Annotated in this window: 13 protein-coding genes; 8 read left to right on the top strand and 5 right to left on the bottom strand. The window is 73.1% G+C overall.

The genetic code is table 11. The features are described from left to right. Window positions 1-26: 26 nt before the first annotated feature. From ITX44_RS37060 to ITX44_RS37045, 4 genes are read left to right on the top strand one after another with little or no spacing between them, the layout of a single operon-like run. Window positions 27-1277 (top strand): ATP-grasp domain-containing protein, encoded by a 1251-nt coding sequence (locus ITX44_RS37060; protein WP_205363758.1) that lies wholly within the window; start codon window positions 27-29, stop codon window positions 1275-1277. Next, window positions 1274-2560, top strand: coding sequence for an MDR family MFS transporter (locus ITX44_RS37055; RefSeq protein WP_205363757.1), 1287 nt, complete (start codon window positions 1274-1276; stop codon window positions 2558-2560). Before ITX44_RS37060 ends, ITX44_RS37055 begins: the two co-directional genes overlap by 4 nt. Before the next feature lie 47 nt (window positions 2561-2607). After that, window positions 2608-3636, top strand: a complete 1029-nt coding sequence (locus ITX44_RS37050; protein ID WP_205363756.1) for an alpha/beta hydrolase — start codon at window positions 2608-2610, stop codon at window positions 3634-3636. Continuing rightward, window positions 3623-4885, top strand: coding sequence for an ATP-grasp domain-containing protein (locus ITX44_RS37045; protein WP_205363754.1), 1263 nt, complete (start codon window positions 3623-3625; stop codon window positions 4883-4885). Before ITX44_RS37050 ends, ITX44_RS37045 begins: the two co-directional genes overlap by 14 nt. 27 nt (window positions 4886-4912) lie before the next feature. Here the strand turns inward: ITX44_RS37045 and ITX44_RS37040 are convergent, their stop codons facing one another. The 4 genes from ITX44_RS37040 to ITX44_RS37025 form a co-directional block, all read right to left on the bottom strand. Then, complete coding sequence (locus ITX44_RS37040) at window positions 4913-5209, bottom strand: YkvA family protein (protein WP_307795656.1); 297 nt, start codon at window positions 5207-5209, stop codon at window positions 4913-4915. Window positions 5210-5299: 90 nt separating this feature from the next. Next, entirely contained in the window at window positions 5300-6511 is a 1212-nt protein-coding gene (locus ITX44_RS37035) for a 1-acyl-sn-glycerol-3-phosphate acyltransferase (RefSeq protein ID WP_205363753.1), read from the bottom strand. Further along, complete coding sequence (locus tag ITX44_RS37030) at window positions 6508-7452, bottom strand: patatin-like phospholipase family protein (RefSeq protein WP_205363745.1); 945 nt, start codon at window positions 7450-7452, stop codon at window positions 6508-6510. The genes ITX44_RS37035 and ITX44_RS37030 overlap by 4 nt, the downstream gene beginning before the upstream one ends. Window positions 7453-7545: 93 nt before the next feature. Next, on the bottom strand, window positions 7546-8547 hold the full coding sequence (locus ITX44_RS37025) for an AraC family transcriptional regulator (protein WP_205363744.1): 1002 nt from the start codon (window positions 8545-8547) through the stop codon (window positions 7546-7548). Window positions 8548-8872: 325 nt separating this feature from the next. Between ITX44_RS37025 and ITX44_RS37020 the strand changes: the two genes are divergently transcribed. The 3 genes from ITX44_RS37020 (at window position 8873) to ITX44_RS37010 (ending at window position 12765) form a co-directional block, all read left to right on the top strand. After that, window positions 8873-10123: a CaiB/BaiF CoA transferase family protein gene (locus ITX44_RS37020; RefSeq protein ID WP_205363743.1), complete on the top strand. Its 1251-nt coding sequence runs from the start codon at window positions 8873-8875 to the stop codon at window positions 10121-10123. Window positions 10124-10208: 85 nt separating this feature from the next. After that, window positions 10209-11132, top strand: a complete 924-nt coding sequence (locus ITX44_RS37015) for a hydroxymethylglutaryl-CoA lyase (RefSeq protein WP_205363742.1) — start codon at window positions 10209-10211, stop codon at window positions 11130-11132. A 154-nt stretch (window positions 11133-11286) separates the two neighbouring features. Continuing rightward, entirely contained in the window at window positions 11287-12765 is a 1479-nt protein-coding gene (locus ITX44_RS37010; protein WP_205363741.1) for an aldehyde dehydrogenase, read from the top strand. A 116-nt stretch (window positions 12766-12881) separates the two neighbouring features. On the opposite strand, the gene ITX44_RS37005 is transcribed toward ITX44_RS37010, so the two are convergent. Further along, window positions 12882-14021: an LLM class flavin-dependent oxidoreductase gene (locus ITX44_RS37005; protein ID WP_307795655.1), complete on the bottom strand. Its 1140-nt coding sequence runs from the start codon at window positions 14019-14021 to the stop codon at window positions 12882-12884. A 274-nt stretch (window positions 14022-14295) separates the two neighbouring features. Between ITX44_RS37005 and ITX44_RS37000 the strand changes: the two genes are divergently transcribed. Beyond that, window positions 14296-14928 carry a flavin reductase family protein gene (locus tag ITX44_RS37000; protein WP_205363740.1) on the top strand — a complete coding sequence of 211 codons (633 nt, stop codon included), beginning with the start codon at window positions 14296-14298 and terminating at the stop codon, window positions 14926-14928. Window positions 14929-15252 lie beyond the last annotated feature (324 nt).

Below are 15252 nucleotides of genomic sequence, written 5' to 3'. Positions count from 1 at the left end.
ACCGGTACAGGTGTGAAGGGACGAGGATGCCGAAGGACGGCGACCGGCCGCTGTTACTGCTGATCGGCAGCAGCAGCAGGCTGAGCAGGAAGTTCGTGCTGGAGACGGTGAGCCGCAAATACGCGCTGTGGCTGCTGCAGCCGGCCCCCGTCACCTGGGAGGCGCCGTACGTCGTCGGCAGCACCCAGGTGGACAACACCGACCCGGCGCGGCTCACCGAAGCGGCCCGCGCGGTGGCCGCCGAGCACCGGGTCAGCGGCGTCTTCTGCTACGACGAGGGCCTGGTGACGCCCGCCGCCCATGCCGCGCAGGCGCTGGGCCTGCCGGGCACCCCGCCCGAGGCCATCGCGGCGTGCCGCGACAAGAACCGCACCCGCACCCTGCTGGACGAGGGCGCGCTGCGGCAGCCCGCCTCCGTCGCCGTGGGCTCGCTCACCGAGGCCGCGGCCGCCGCCGACAAGATCGGCTACCCGGTGGTCCTCAAGCCCCGCGGGCTGGCCGGCAGCATGGGCGTGCGCGGGCTCGCCGGCCCCGAGGACCTGGCCGACGCCTGGGCCGCCGCTTCCGCCGCGTCCTATCCCGGCGTCCCGGTCTTCGAACTGTCCGTCCTGGTCGAGAAGTTCGTCGACGGCCCGGAGATCAGCGTGGACGCCGTCTTCTGGGACGGCGGCTTCCAGCCGTTGGTGGTGGCGCACAAGCGGGTCGGACTCGCCCCGTACTTCGAGGAGTTCGGCCACGAGATCGACGGCGCCGACCCGCTGCTGTCCGATCCGGCGGTCACCGAGGCGCTGCGCCGCAGCCACGCCGCGCTGGGCTTCCACACCGGCGTCACCCACACCGAGTTCCGCCTCGCCCCCGACGGCCCCCACCTGATGGAGGTCAACGCCCGTATCGGGGGCGACATGATCCCCTACCTCGGCCACCTGTCCGGCGCCCCCGATGTCGCGCTGGCCGCCGCCGACGTGGCCGCCGGGGTCGAGCCGGACCTGACCCGGACCAGCCCCCGGGCCGCCGCGGTCACCTTCCTCTACCCGGAACACGACATCGAGGTCGAGTCGGTGACGGTCCGTCAGGACCGCTTCACGCCCGACGTCCACAGCGCCGACCCGCTCACCGCGCCCGGCGCCGTACTGCGCCTGCCGCCGCGCGGCTACATCTCCCGCTACGGCCGGGTCATCGCCCTCGCCGACACGGTCGACGCCACCCGCCGGGCCCTCAGCCGCGCCCCCGAACTCGTCGAACTCGCCGCCCACCCCGCCCCGCCGGAGCCGCGGTGAGCGACCAGAACGCCTCCGCCGGTCGGCCGCCCTCGGTCGCGCAGGCGCTGTCCCGGCTGCCCTTGAGCATCTGGATCCTGCTGGCCGGCATGCTCGTCAACCGGCTCGGCAACTTCCTGCAGATCTACCTCGTCCTCTACCTCACCCACGAGGGCTTCTCCGCCTCCCGGGCCGCGCTCGCGCTCGGCGCCTACGGGGTCGGCTCGGTGCTGGGTGTGCTGTTCGGCGGCACGGCCGGCGACCGGTTCGGCCACGGCCGTACGATCGCGGTGTCCATGGCCCTCAGCGGCCTGCTGGTCCTCGGCATCGTGACGCTGCACAACCTGCCGGCCATCGTCGTGCTGGCCGCCGTCATCGGCATGACCGCCCAGGCGTACCGCCCGGCCTCCTCCGCGCTCCTGGTCGAACGCACCCCCGCCGACCATCATGTGATGGTCTTCGCGGTCTACCGCATGGCCTTCAACCTCGGCACCACCTGCGGCCCCCTGCTCGGCGCCCTGCTGATCAGCCGGTCGTACCACCTGATGTTCTATATCGACGCCGTGACGTCCCTGCTGTTCGCCGTCCTCGCCGCCGTCACCGTCCGCGGCGACCGCGAGCACCCCGCGGAGCGCCCGGCCGACACCGGCTCGCGCTCGTACGCCGCGGTCCTGCGCGACCGCCCGTACGTCCTGTTCATGCTGGCGCTGTTCCTCAACGCCGTGGTCTACATCCAGCACACCTCGGCCCTGCCGCTCCAGCTCCGGCAGGACGGCCACAGCACCACGGTCTACGCGGCACTGCTCTCGCTCAACGCCGCCGTCGTCATCTGCCTGGAACTGCTCGCCACCTCCTACGTCCAGAAACTGCCCGGCCGCCTGGCCGTCGCCCTCGGCGTGGGCCTGGTCGGCGTCGGCATGAACATGTACGCGATCGGGTCGGCGGTCGCGCTCTACGTGGTGGCCACGCTCGTGTGGACCGCCGGCGAGATGATCGGCACCCCGACCGCCTCCGCCTACCCCGGACAGGTCGCGCCGCCCGCCCTGCGCGGCCGCTACATCGCCGCCGCCGCCGTCCCCATGCAGATCGGCTACGCCGTGGGCCCGGTGCTGGGCGTCGCCGTCTGGCAGTGGTCGCCGGCCGGCGTGTGGTGGCTGTGCGGCCTGCTGACCGTCCTCGCCGTGGGCGCCGTACTGGTCGGCATGACCGGGCCGCGCGAGCCCGAGCGCGCGCCCGACCCGGCCGCGGACCGGCCCGGGCCCGCCGCGGGCCTGCCGGGCCAGGAGGATCCGGCGACAGCCTGACCCCGCACCTTCCCCCCTGCTGACAGCCGACAGAACGGGCGGTACAGATGGCCTACGCACCAGGCATCGCGGAGTTCGTCGACACGGTCAACGGCGCCCTGCCGCCGGACTTCTACACCTACCCCGTACCGCGGCAGCGCGAGCTGTACGACGCGCTCACCGAGGTACTGCCGATCCCGGTGCCCGACGGGGTGACCCACCGCGACACCGTCGTCCGGCACGAGGGCCGCACCGCCCGCGTCCGGATCTACGAACCGGCCCACCGCCGCGGCGACGCCCCGCTGTTCTACGTGCGCGGCGGCGGATTCGTCATCGGCTCGCTCACCAGCCACCACAGCCTGGTCGCCGAACTCGCCGACCGCACCGGCCTGGTGACGATCGCGCTGGACTTCGGCATGGCCCCGGAGAACCCGTTCCCCGGCCCCCTCGAGGACTGCTGGACCGGCCTGTGCGGCATCCTGGCCGACCCGGCCGCCGCCGGGCTGGACGGCATCGACCCGCGCGCCGCCGTCGTGTGCGGGGAGAGCTCCGGCGCGAACATGGCCGCGGTGCTCACCATGATGTCCCGCGACCGCGGCGGCCCCCGGCCGCGCGGCCAGGCCCTCATCAGCCCGGTGCTGGACTTCACCCGATGGCGGCACGGCGGCGACGACGCGCCGCTGCTGTCCGGCGGCGAGATGGAGTTCTACACCGCCTGCTACTGCCCGCGCGACGGCCAGGCCGAGGACCGTTACGTCTCCCCGCTGCTCGCCGGGGACTTCCAGGACCTGCCGCCGGCCTACGTCGTCGGCTGCGAGATGGACTCGCTGCGCACCGACGCGGAGAAGTACGCCGCCGCCCTGCGCGAACACGGCACCCCGGTCCGGTACGTCATGGAAGCGGGCATGGTGCACGCCCCGGTCCGGGCCCGGCTGGTCTCGCCGGCCGCCGGCGACATGTTCGCCCGCTTCTGCGCCGCCGCCGGCGCCCTGGCCACCGGGACCCTGGAGACCACGGAAATCCCGCACACAACACAAACCACCCTTGTTCCGCAGCCCGTTGACGTTGAAGAGGACACCCTCAGTGACCACGACTGACCCCGCCGGCACCGGCCCGGTCGCGATCGTCGACCCCTACTCCTCCGGCGCGCTGTTCGCCGCGGAATTCGCCGCATACGACGTGCCCGTCGTGGCCGTCGTCAGCAGCCCCCGCCCGCCCGACGCCTTCGCCTCCTCCTACCGGCCCCAGGACTTCCCACGGATCCTCGTCCACGACGGCGACCTGGACGCACTCGTGGCGGAGCTGGCCGCACTCGCGCCCAGAGCGGTCGTCGCCGGCTGCGAGTCCGGCGTGGAATTGGCGGAACAACTCGCCCCCCGCGTCACGCCCCACCGCAGCAACGTCGCCGAACTCGCCGCCGCCCGGCGCGACAAGGCCGCGATGGCCGCCGCCGTCGCGGCCGCGGGGCTGCCCGTCATCCCGCAGATCTGCACCGCCGACGCCGGCGAAGTGGCGCACTGGCTGGACAGCAACGCCCTGCACGGCGCCGACCTGGTTATCAAGCCGCCCAAGAGCGCCAGCACCGACGGCGTGATCAAACTGCCCGGCGGCGAGAACTGGGCCGAGGTCTTCGGCCGCCAGCTCGGCCGGGTCAACCAGTTCGGGCAGATCGACGACCGCCTGCTGGTGCAGAAGTTCGTCACCGGAACCGAGTACGTGGTGGACACCTTCAGCGTCGACGGCCGGCACACCCTCGTGGACGTCTGCGCGTACCACAAGGTGGACAACGGCCCCCACATGGCTGTCTACGACACGATGACCTGGCTGCCGCCCGACCACCCGGCCGTATCGCGCCTGACCGAGTACGTGTTCCCGGTCCTCGACGCGGTGGGCCTGCGCTTCGGATCGGCGCACGTGGAGGTCATGGACACCGGGGACGGCCCGCTGCTGATCGAACTGGGCGCCCGGCCGCACGGCGGCGGCCAGCCCCGCTTCAACCGGAACGCCACCGGGGACAGCCAGATCGACCGCACGGTCCGCTGGCTGACCGGCCGCGACGTACCCGACTCCTACCGGCTGGACCTGCACCAGTCCTGCGTCTTCCACATCGCCCGGGCGACCGGCACCGTCCGCGGCATGTCCGGGCTCGACAAGATCACCGAGCTGCCCAGCCACCACTTCTCGGTACGGCACCCGGTTGACGGCGACCACGTCGAGGTCACCCGCAGCCTGGTCGACAGCCTCGACTTCGGCTTCGCCATCCTGGCCCACCGCGACGAGCAGCAGGTCCGCCGGGACACCGCGACGATCCGTGCCTGGGAGGAGGACCTGATCGTCACGCCCTGAGCCGCGCCTCTTCCGGCAGTCGTACGGTCACGGGTCGCGCCGCGCGACCCGGGCCCGTACGGCCGCCGCGTGCACCGAACGCAGGGCCAGCAGCAGGAAACCTATGTCGTCCAGGTAGATCGGGTCCGGCAGCAGGTCCACCGGCCAGACCAGGTAGACGATCGAGCCCCAGAACATCGCCTTGGTGGACAGCGGCATCCCGGTGGCCTTGAGCAGCCGCCGGGCACGCACCAGTTTCAGCAGTACCCGCACCGCGATCACCGCCGTGACCAGTGCCAGGACGACACCGGCGACGATCAGCCACACCACGTCCGTACGGTTCACCGCGGCTCCTTCGTTCCGGGCCGGCCCTGTCCTGTCGTCTGCCCCCGATCCCGGCGGGCGCTCGTCCCGGCCGCCCGCCGGGTCCGGCGATCACGCATGCGGGGTTCCCGGTACGGCGTGCCCGGCGATCCAGCCGTCCACGCGGGCCCACTGGTCGAGCAGCCACTCGCTGCGGGCCTCGCGGCCGGCCGGTATCGCGGCGGCGGGCACGTGCCACCAATGGGCGCGGACCGGGTGGTCGAAGGGGAGCGCGGCCCAGGCCGAGCGCGCGGAGTCGATCACTTCGAGCCCGGAGTGGGTGACGAAGACGACGTCGGCCGTGGGCGCGGCCTCCAGCGCCGCCAGCGCCCCCGCGTCGCGCGGCGGCAGTACGTGCCGCAGCCGCGACGCCTTGGCCGCCCGGCGGAACAGGCCGCGGCGGCGCAGCGACGCGATCGCCCGGCGGTGCCGGCGCGGGGTGAAGTTGCCGCCCTCGGGGAAGAGCACCAGCGCCTCGCCCGCCCGCAGCCCGGCCGCGAGCTCCGCGATCCCCTCCTGCGCGGTGCCCCGGGCCGGCGGCAGGAAACAGTGCGGGACCGTGCTGACCAGCACGTCGAGGCAGGGGTCGGCGCGCAGCGCGCCCTTGAGCACGGTGTGCGGCAGCAGACCGGCCTCGGTCAGCAGGGTCTGCAGCAGCAGGAAGGAGTCACCGGGACCGGCGTGCCGGACGAAGACCAGCACGGGTGCGTCGGGCCGCTCGCCCCGCGGTATCGCGGGGGAGACGTCGAGTTCCAGGCCGAAGACGCGCTCGGCGGTCCGGCGCAGGAACAGCAGCAGCCGGGCCAGCAGCCGGAACGCGACCACCGCGCGGGCCGGGCGGGAGGCGGGGTGGCGCACCCACAGCGCGGCTGCCGCCACCAGCCCGGCCAGGTCCGTCACCAAATACACCAGCGTGAAGCCGGCGATCCGGGCCGGGCGCCAGGGCCCGCCGGTCAGCAGCGAGACGGGGGCGCCGAGCACCGTGACCGCGACGAACACGGCCGCCGTGACCGGAATCAGGGCCAGCAGCAGCGCGGTGGTGAGCGTCCGCCGCAGCGCCGCGACCAGGCCGTCCCGCAGCGGGCCGGTCAGCGCCGGGCCGTTCCGGCCCGGGCTGCCGGATGCCGGGCTGTTCGGCACGGGGTCGTTGGATGCCGAGCCGTTCAGCGCCGAGTCGTTGGGTGCCTGACTGTTGGGTGCCGCGCCACCCCGCACCGAACCGTCCGGCGCCCCGCCGTCCGGTGCCGGGGCGGGCGTATCGGGCGGCGTACCGGGAGCCGTCATCTGCGGCCGTCCGAGGAGTCGCTTGCCGAGGAGCCGCTGCCCGACGTGCTGCCCGAGGCACTGCTGCCCGAAGTACGACTGTCCGCGGAGTCCAGGACCTTCTCCAGGTAGCGCGAGGACGCCGCGTAGGCGCGTTCGATCCGGTCGGCGGTCTGCCCGAAGGTCCGGTGCCGCAACTGCTTCCACGTCCCGCTGGTCTCGGCCGGAGCCGAACCGCTGGGCAGGACGTGCACCGCCACACCCGGCGGCAGGTCGGCCATGTCCCGCGCGAACCGGTGCCGGCGGGCGATCTCGAAGGCCACCATCGCCACCTCCCAGGGCAGCCGGGGCGGCCGCAGCGGGTGCTCGACCCGGCCCACCTGGAGGACGTAGACCTCCTGTGCGCCGAGCGCGACCGCGCGGCCGACCGGGATGCTGTTGACCAGGCCGCCGTCGACGAAGTGCTCGCCGCCGAGTTCGACCGGCGGCAGCAGGCCGGGCACCGCGCAGGACGCCAGCACCGCCTCCACCAGCGGTCCGGCCGTGAACCAGTGCTCCTTCGCGTGCTCGATGCTGGCCGCCACGCACTGGAACGGCAGTGTCAGGTCCTCGATGCCGGCGACCGGCAGATGGGAGTCGAGCAGGGTCCGCAGCGGCGCCGCCGTGTACACGTGGGTGCCGCTGCGCACGGCGGTGGACAGCCGCCCGACGAGCGACCCCGTGAACACCCCCGCCCGGCCCAGCCCCGTCCACAGGTCGACCAGCCGCTCGACGGCCGCCTGCGACGGCTCGGCGGCGACCGCCGCGCCGTTGATCGCGCCCACCGACGTACCAAGGACCAGATCGGGGCCCACTCCGCAGGCGAACAGTGCCTTGAGCATGCCGACCTCGTGCGCGCCCAGGGCGCCGCCGCCGCCCAGGACGAAAGCGCGCCGGGGGGCCTGGTGAGAGGTGTCGTCCATGGCCGAAGCGTGCCCCGAGCCGCCCCCGGCACGCCCCCGCGGATCCGTTCACCCGCCGATGGCGCAGCGCCCGTATCCCCGTGTGCGCCGGATTCAGACACCCTGCAGTCGCGCGCGGCGGGCGGTTTCGGAGGGCAGGACGCCGAAGCGGTCCCGGTACTGCTGGGCGAATCGGCCGAGGTGGAAGAAGCCCCAGCGCATCGCGATGTCGGTGACCGAGGACCGGCCGGCCTCGGCGATCAGGTCCTGGTGCACCCGTTCCAGCCGCACCGCCCGCACGTAGGCCATCGGGGACATGCCGACGGCCTCGCGGAAACCGCGCTGCAGGGCCCGCGCGGTGCATCCGACGCTTTCCGCCAGATCCGCCGGCGACAGGCCGGAGTCGGGGCGTTCCTCGATCAGCTCGATGGCCGCGCGGATCTTGCTGCGCCGGGCCGGGCGGTCCGGGGCGCGCAGCACGTCGCTGTACGAGTTCGGCACCGTCAGCAGCACCTGGGTCAGCACCAGCGACTCCAACTGGTCCCTGGCCATCGGCATGGTGGAGATGCCGCCGGGCCGCAGCAGTTCGTTGCGCAGGAAGTGCACCGCCGCCAGTAACGACTGGCCGGCACCGGAGGTCAGGTCGAAGCCCAGGGCGAACGACACCGGTTCCTCGACCTGACGGTGGATCAGCCGGGCCAGGTGCGTCTCCAGCGACCGCCGCGGGATCTTGATCGCGTACTGCACGGCCTCGGGGCTCCACCGCACCGTGAACGGGTCGGTGGGGGAGAACAGCACCCCGCTCCGGCCCGCCCGGGTCGCCGCCCGCCCGCCGCTCTGGCCGACCATCGTCTGCCCGTGCAGCGTGAGGTTCATGTGGTAACAGGTGACCATGGACGGCACGATCAGCTCCGCGTCCGCGCCGTACACCAGATGGCCCACGGTGATCCGCTCGGACACCAGGTAGCGCAGCTTGAAGTCGAGCCGGTGTCCGTCCCGGGTCTCCAGGTCGTGCGGGATGTACACGTCGGTGATGTACCGGCGCGCCTCGTCCCGGTCGTGCGTGCTGAGCACAGGGGAGCGGTCCGGCGTTCCCCCGTCACCGTCGCGCGTCATCGCGGCCTCCCGCGGCATCCGTAACCGTGGCCGTAAACCGTGGCGGCGGACCGGTGTCGGCGGGACCGGCCGCTCCGTGCACAGGGACGCGTCACTTTAGGCCGAAAAACAGCGCCCGGACCATCCGCCCCCGGCACTCATTGTCCGCCGAACGACAGTACGTACACGCGGACTTCAGGACATTCGGCGGGTCCGTTCCCGCGCCGGACCCGCCCCTTCGCACCGGCCGCCGCCGAGGCCGCCCGGGTCCGCCCGCCGCTTCGCGGACAGCCCGCGGTCCGCCGGCGGATAGTCCGGCGCACGGCCGGTTCCTAGCATCGAGGCCGTGCCTTCCCTCCCCGCCGGTGACACCGACACCGCGCCCGCCCCCGCCCTCACGGGCCTGCGGGTGCTGGAACTCGGCACGCTGATAGCCGGGCCGTTCTGCGGCAGACTGCTGGCCGACCACGGCGCCGACGTCATCAAGATCGAGGCACCCGACCGCCCCGACCCGCTGCGGGAGTGGGGCCAGGCCGAGCAGGACGGGCACCGCTTCTTCTGGACGGTGCACGCCCGCAACAAGCGCTGCATCACCCTCGACCTGCGCCACGATCGCGGCAGGGAACTGTTCCTGCGCCTGGTGGAGAGCGCCGACGCCGTCGTGGAGAGCTTCCGCCCCGGCACCCTGGAGAAGTGGGGCCTGGACTACGGCGTGCTCAGCGCGCGCAACCCCGGCCTGGTGCTGGCCCGCGTCTCCGGATACGGCCAGACCGGCCCCTACCGCGAACGCCCCGGCTACGCCTCGGTGGCCGAGGCCGTCAGCGGCATGCGCTACCTCAACGGATTCCCCGGCGGGCCCCCGCCGCGTACCGCGCTGTCCGTCGGCGACTCGCTGGCCGGGATGTTCGCCGCGCAGGGCGTGCTCACCGCGCTGCTCGCCCGCGACCGCCCCGGGAGCCCGCGGGCCGGCCGCGGCCAGGTTGTCGACGTCTCGCTGGCCGAATCGTGCCTGGCTCTCCTGGAGTCGGTGATCCCCGACTACGACCGCACCGGCCTGGTCCGCGAGCCCTCGGGCACCCGGCTGACCGGCATCGCCCCCTCCAACCTCTACCGCAGCGCGGACGGCCGCTGGATGGTCATCGCCGCCAACCAGGACACCCTCTTCCGGCGGCTGTGCACGGCCATGGGCCGCCCGGAACTCGCCGACGACCCCCGCTTTTCCACCCACCTGGCCCGCGGCCGCAACGAGGACGAGGTCGACGCCCTCGTCGCGCAATGGGCGGCCGGCCACGACGCCGCTACGCTCACCTCGATCCTGGAGGCCGCCGGCGTGGTCGTCGGCCCGGTCAGCACGGTCGCCGACGTGGTCGCCGACCCGCAGTTCCGGGCCCGCGGCATGCTCGTGCCGCACCACGACGAGCGGATCGGCGCGGACGTGCTCGGCCCCGGCGTCGTGCCCGCGCTCGACGCCACCCCCGGCGCCGTCCGCTGGGCCGGCCCGCCGCGGCCCGGCAGCCACAACACCGAGGTCTACCGCGATCTGCTGCACCTGCCCGCCGACGAGATGGCTCGGCTCGCCGAAGCCGGCGTCATCTGACGTACGTTCGTTCCGTGCGCCCGCACCCGTCTCCTGCCTTCCGCCCGCCCGTCCCGTCCCGTCCGTAAGACACCGGGGAGCCGCCATGCCCTACCTGCCGCCGTCCGTCGAACTGCGCGAGGTCGGGCTGCGCGACGGCCTGCAACTGGAGCAGCCGATCCCGCTGCGGGCCAAGCTCGAGCTGCTGGAGGCCGTGGTCGCCACCGGCGTGCGCCGTGTCGAGGCCACCTCCTTCGTGTCGCCGAAGGCCGTGCCCGCGCTGGCGGACGCGGAGGAGCTGGCCGGCGAGCTCGAGCGGTGGCCCGGCGTGCACTTCTCCGCCCTGGTCGCCGGCACCGGCGGGGCACGGCGTGCCGTCGCGGCCGGAATGCCGAACCTGGAGTACGTGGTCTCTGCCTCCGAGAGCCATAGCCTGGCCAACGCCCGCCGCGGTACGGACCAGGCGGTCGCGGCGGTGGCCGACATCGCCGCCCTGGCACACGGCGCCGGCGGCGAGTGCGAGGTGATCATCGCCGTGGCCTGGGACTGCCCCTTCGACGGCCGCACCCCGGCCGACCGCGTGGTGGACATCGCCCGCCGCGCCGTCGCCCTCGGCGCGGACCGGCTCTGCCTCGGCGACACCATCGGCACCACCGTGCCGGCCCGCGTGGTGGCGCTGGTCGAGGCCGTACGGGCCGCGTGCCCGGGTATCGACGTCGGCGTGCACTTCCACAACACCCGCGGCTCGGGCCTGGCCTGCGTGCTGGCCGCGGCGCAGATCGGCGTCACCCGGATCGACGCCTCCGTCGGCGGACTCGGCGGCTGCCCCTTCGCCCCCGGGGCGACCGGCAACATCGCCACCGAGGACGTCGTCTACCTGCTGGAGGAGTCCGGTGTCTCCACCGGCCTCGACCTCGACCGGGTCCTGGCGGCGGCCGCCGTCGCCGAACGCGCGCTCGGCCGCCCCCTCACCACCAGCAACGTCTACCGCGCCGGCGGCCGCTCCCGCCCCCTGGGCCCGCAGGGCTGAGCGGCGCGAACGGGCCGGAGCCGTCCCGGGGTCGCCCCGGGGATGCCCGCGGCCGAAACCGGATAGCCGTGCGGTGCGCGGGCTCCTAGCGTCCGGTGCCCGGGGCCGAGCGTCGTGGCCGCGGCATCGCAGACGTCGAGGAGGGAACGGTCGCATGACGGCTGATCGGGAAGAGTTCCGGATGGTCATCGGGGGCAAGGCGGTGGACGCGATCTCGGGGCGGACGTTCGCCTCGCAGAATCCGTACACCGGCCGGACCTGGGCGCTCGTGCCCGACGCCGGACCGCAGGACGTCGATGCCGCGGTCGCGGCGGCTCGGTCCGCCCTGGCGGGGGAGTGGGGCTCGCTGACCGGCTTCGCCCGGGCCGCGCTGCTGCGCCGCCTCGCCGGGCTGATCGCGGACAACGCGGAACGGCTGGCCCGGCTGGAGGTCAACGACTCGGGCAAGCTGTACCGGGAGATGATCGGGCAGATGACCGGCCTGGCCGGCTGGTACACGTACTACGCCGGGCTCGCCGACAAGATCGAGGGCCGGCAGATCCCGGTGCCCAACCCGGACTACCTCGTCTACACCCGGCGCGAACCGGTCGGCGTGGTCGCGATGATCACCCCGTGGAACTCCCCGCTCCTGCTGCTCACCTGGAAGCTGGCGCCGGCCCTCGCCGCGGGCTGCACTGCGGTCGTCAAACCGTCCGAGCACGCCCCCGCCTCCACACTCGCCTTCGCCGAACTCTTCGAGGAGGCCGGCTTCCCGCCCGGCGTGGTGAACGTGGTGACCGGCCTGTCCCGCGAGACCGGCGCCGCCCTGGCCGGCCACCCCGGCGTGGACAAGGTGGCGTTCACCGGCGCCACCTCCACCGGGCGCGCCGTGGCCCTGGCCGCCGCCCGCAACCTCAACCCCGTCACCCTCGAACTCGGCGGCAAATCCGCGCAGATCGTCTTCCCCGACGCGGACCTGGAGGCCGCCGCCAACGGCGTGGTCGCGGGCGTGTTCGCCGCGGCCGGCCAGACCTGCATGGCCGGCTCCCGGCTGGTCGTGCACGCCTCGGTGCACGACGAACTCGCCACGCTGGTCGCCGAGCGGGCCGCCCGGATCAAGCTGGGCGACCCGCAGGACCCCGAGACGGAGATGGGCCCGGTCGCCAACCGGCCGCAGTACGACAAGGTCCTGCACTACCTGCGCACCGCCCGCGCCGAGGGTGCCACGGTGGCGTACGGCGGCGGTCCCGACGCGGGCCTGGGCGGCTACTTCGTCCGGCCCACGGTGCTGACCGGAGTGAACCCGCAGTCGACGGTCGTCCGCGAGGAGGTGTTCGGCCCGGTACTGGCCGCCTACTCCTTCACCGACGAGGACGAGGCGCTCGAGCTCGCCAACGACACCCCGTACGGCCTGGCCGGGGCTGTGTGGACCAAGGACGTGCACCGCGCGCACCGGGTCGCGGCGCGGCTGCGGGCCGGCACCGTGTGGGTCAACGCCTACCGGGTGGTGGCGCCGAGCGTGCCCTTCGGCGGCTTTGGAGACTCGGGGATGGGCCGGGAGAACGGCGCCGCCGCGATCGACGAGTACACCGAGACCAAGTCGGTGTGGGTGGAGCTGACCGGGGGGACGAGGGATCCCTTCACGCTGGGCTGAGGCTCTTTGCCGGAGCCCGGGCCCCCGTCGACGTCACGCATGACGTGACGCGACAGCGCCCGGCCGTCGCTGCGGCCGGGCGCTCGTGGGATCGTACGGGTGGCGCGTGGACGACCTCAGTGCCGCAGGCCGTGCTTGCGCATCAGCGGAAGCACCTCCGCGCCGAACTGGGCCAGTTCGTCGGCGTAGTCGAGGAAACCGAAGACGGCCCCGCTCATGCCCGCCTCGCTGAGCTCCGCGAACTGCTCGGTCACCTGCTCGGGGGTGCCCATGAGGGTCGGCCCGCCCCAGCCGGCGATGAACCGCTCCTGGAACTTGTCGATCTGGCTGCCGAAGGACTGGCTCTGCACGCCCAGCACCTCCATGATGTTGCGCGCCCCGGGCCAGTCACCGGCGTCGATGATCGCCCGGTAGGCCGCCTTCGCCTCCTTCTCCGTCTCCCGGCAGATCACCAGGCAGTACGTCCACACGTCGATGTCGCGCTCGTACTTCGTGTGGGCCAGGCCCTTGATCCGCTTGACGTAGCCGGGGACCTCCTCCACGGGCAGCGCGATCAGGTTGACGTCGACGTTGCGCGCGGAGAACTCCTGCCCGGCCGGGGAGGCGCCGGCGTTGATGAGCGCCGGGCGCGGGTCCAGCACCGGCTTGGGGTACGAACTCGCGCCCTTCGCCTGGAAGAACGTGCCCTGGAAGTCGAAGCTGTCCGGCTCGTTCCAGAGCTTTTCGGCGAAGTCCAGCCACTCCTGGCCGTAGGCGTAGCGCTCGTCGTGCTCCAACTGCCGCCCGCCGAACAGCTCCATCTCCGGCGTGAACCAGCCCATCACCAGGTTCATCCCGAACCGCCCACCGGAGATGTGGTCGACGGTCGCGGCCATCTTCGCCCCCGCCACCGGGTGCACGGTGGGCAGATGGGTGGTGGTGAAGATCCCGATGTTCTCGGTCGCCTGTGCCAGCCCGGCCGCCCAGGTGTACGTCTCGAAGCAGACGCCGTTGAAGTTGGTGTCGCCGCCGAAGCCGATCCAGCGGCCCACCGGGACCATCGCCTCCAGCCCGAGCCGGTCCGCGGTGCGCGCGATCCGCAACTGCTGGTCCCAGGTGACGCGGAAATTCGTCGGCGCGTCGCTCATGACGAGTCCGCCGCTGCAATTCGCCGAGAAGACCCCCAACTTGAACTTCTGGTCGTTGAACAGCGGGTTCTCCTTGAGGTTCTTCGTCTTCCCCAGGAGCCCCTCGGCCTCGTGCACCGGATGGGTCACGGCAGTCCTCCGTCCATGTCGCCTGCGGATGCCCCTCCGCGGCCATGCCGGCGGAAACGGTGTCAGCACGGTAGGGGCGGGCGAATCCGGCGGACTATCCGGTGGACGACGCGGGACGTCCGCGCAGGGCCGGTCCGGACGGCGGGGCGTACGCCGCATGCTTTCCGTGCCGGTGAGGTCGGCGCGGTGGTACGTAGGCGGTACGACGTTCCGCGGCCGGTGGGCGTCGGCCATCGGATAGTGGCACGCGGGGGTCCGTTCCTAGCCTCGGTTCATGTCCTCGCCCACGACGCCCGCCGCAGCGCAGGCGTCCTCCGTGCCGGTGGCGTCTGCCGTACCGCAGGCGCAGGAATCCCTCGCGCCGCGCAGCCTGCCGTCCGGGCCGGCGCCGTCAGCGGCTGTCCCCGGCTCCGGCCGGGACGCCGCCGTGACCGGGGACGACATGCGCAGGGTGATGGGCCACTTCTGTTCCGGCCTGGTCGTGATCACCGCCCTGGGCCCGGACGGGCCCCTCGGCTTCACCTGCCAGTCCTTCGCCTCGCTCTCCCTGGACCCGCCGCTGGTCAGCTTCAGCCCGGCCCGTACCTCCACCACCTGGCCACGTATCCGCCAGGCCGCCTCGCTGTGCGTGAACGTGCTCGCCGAGGACCAGGAGTCCCACGGCCGCGGCTTCGGCCGTTCGGGAGCGGACAAATTCGCCGCGGTGCCCTGGACGCCCGCCCCGTCCGGCGCGCCCGTCCTGGACGGGGCCGCGGCCTGGGCCGACTGCGTGCTGTGGGCCGAGTACGACGGCGGTGACCACACCCTCGTCGTCGCCGAGGTACGAGCCCTGGCCTGCGACGACAGCCGCCGCCCCCTTGTCTTCTACCGCGGCGCCTACGGTCTTCCGCCCGCCCCGCTCGCGTAGCGGTGAATTTCGGCGATCCGGTGTGTCGTAGTAGGTGAGCCCATGCCGCCGACGCGGTTGCCGGCGACGTCCGTGGCCGATGATCGTCGGCCCGGTACCCCATCGGCCCTCTGCTGTCGGCCCGTCAACTGTGCTCTCGCCTGCGGGTTCCTGATGCCGGACTGTCTTGATGCCCCGTGAGGCGCGTGGTGTGGCTGTCTGGTTGTGGGGTGTTTGATGGAACGCGTACACTCCCGAGTGTTCGCAGTGTTCGCTTTGGATTGAACAGTGCGTGTGGTGGAACGGTGTCGGCTGCCTGGGGCGGCCCTGTCGGGAAAGCGGTTG

This window comes from Actinacidiphila acididurans, assembly GCF_016918855.1.
Classification (GTDB): domain Bacteria; phylum Actinomycetota; class Actinomycetes; order Streptomycetales; family Streptomycetaceae; genus Actinacidiphila; species Actinacidiphila acididurans.
The sequence above is the reverse complement of the archived record's forward strand: the minus strand, read 5'-3'. Positions and strand labels throughout refer to the sequence as shown.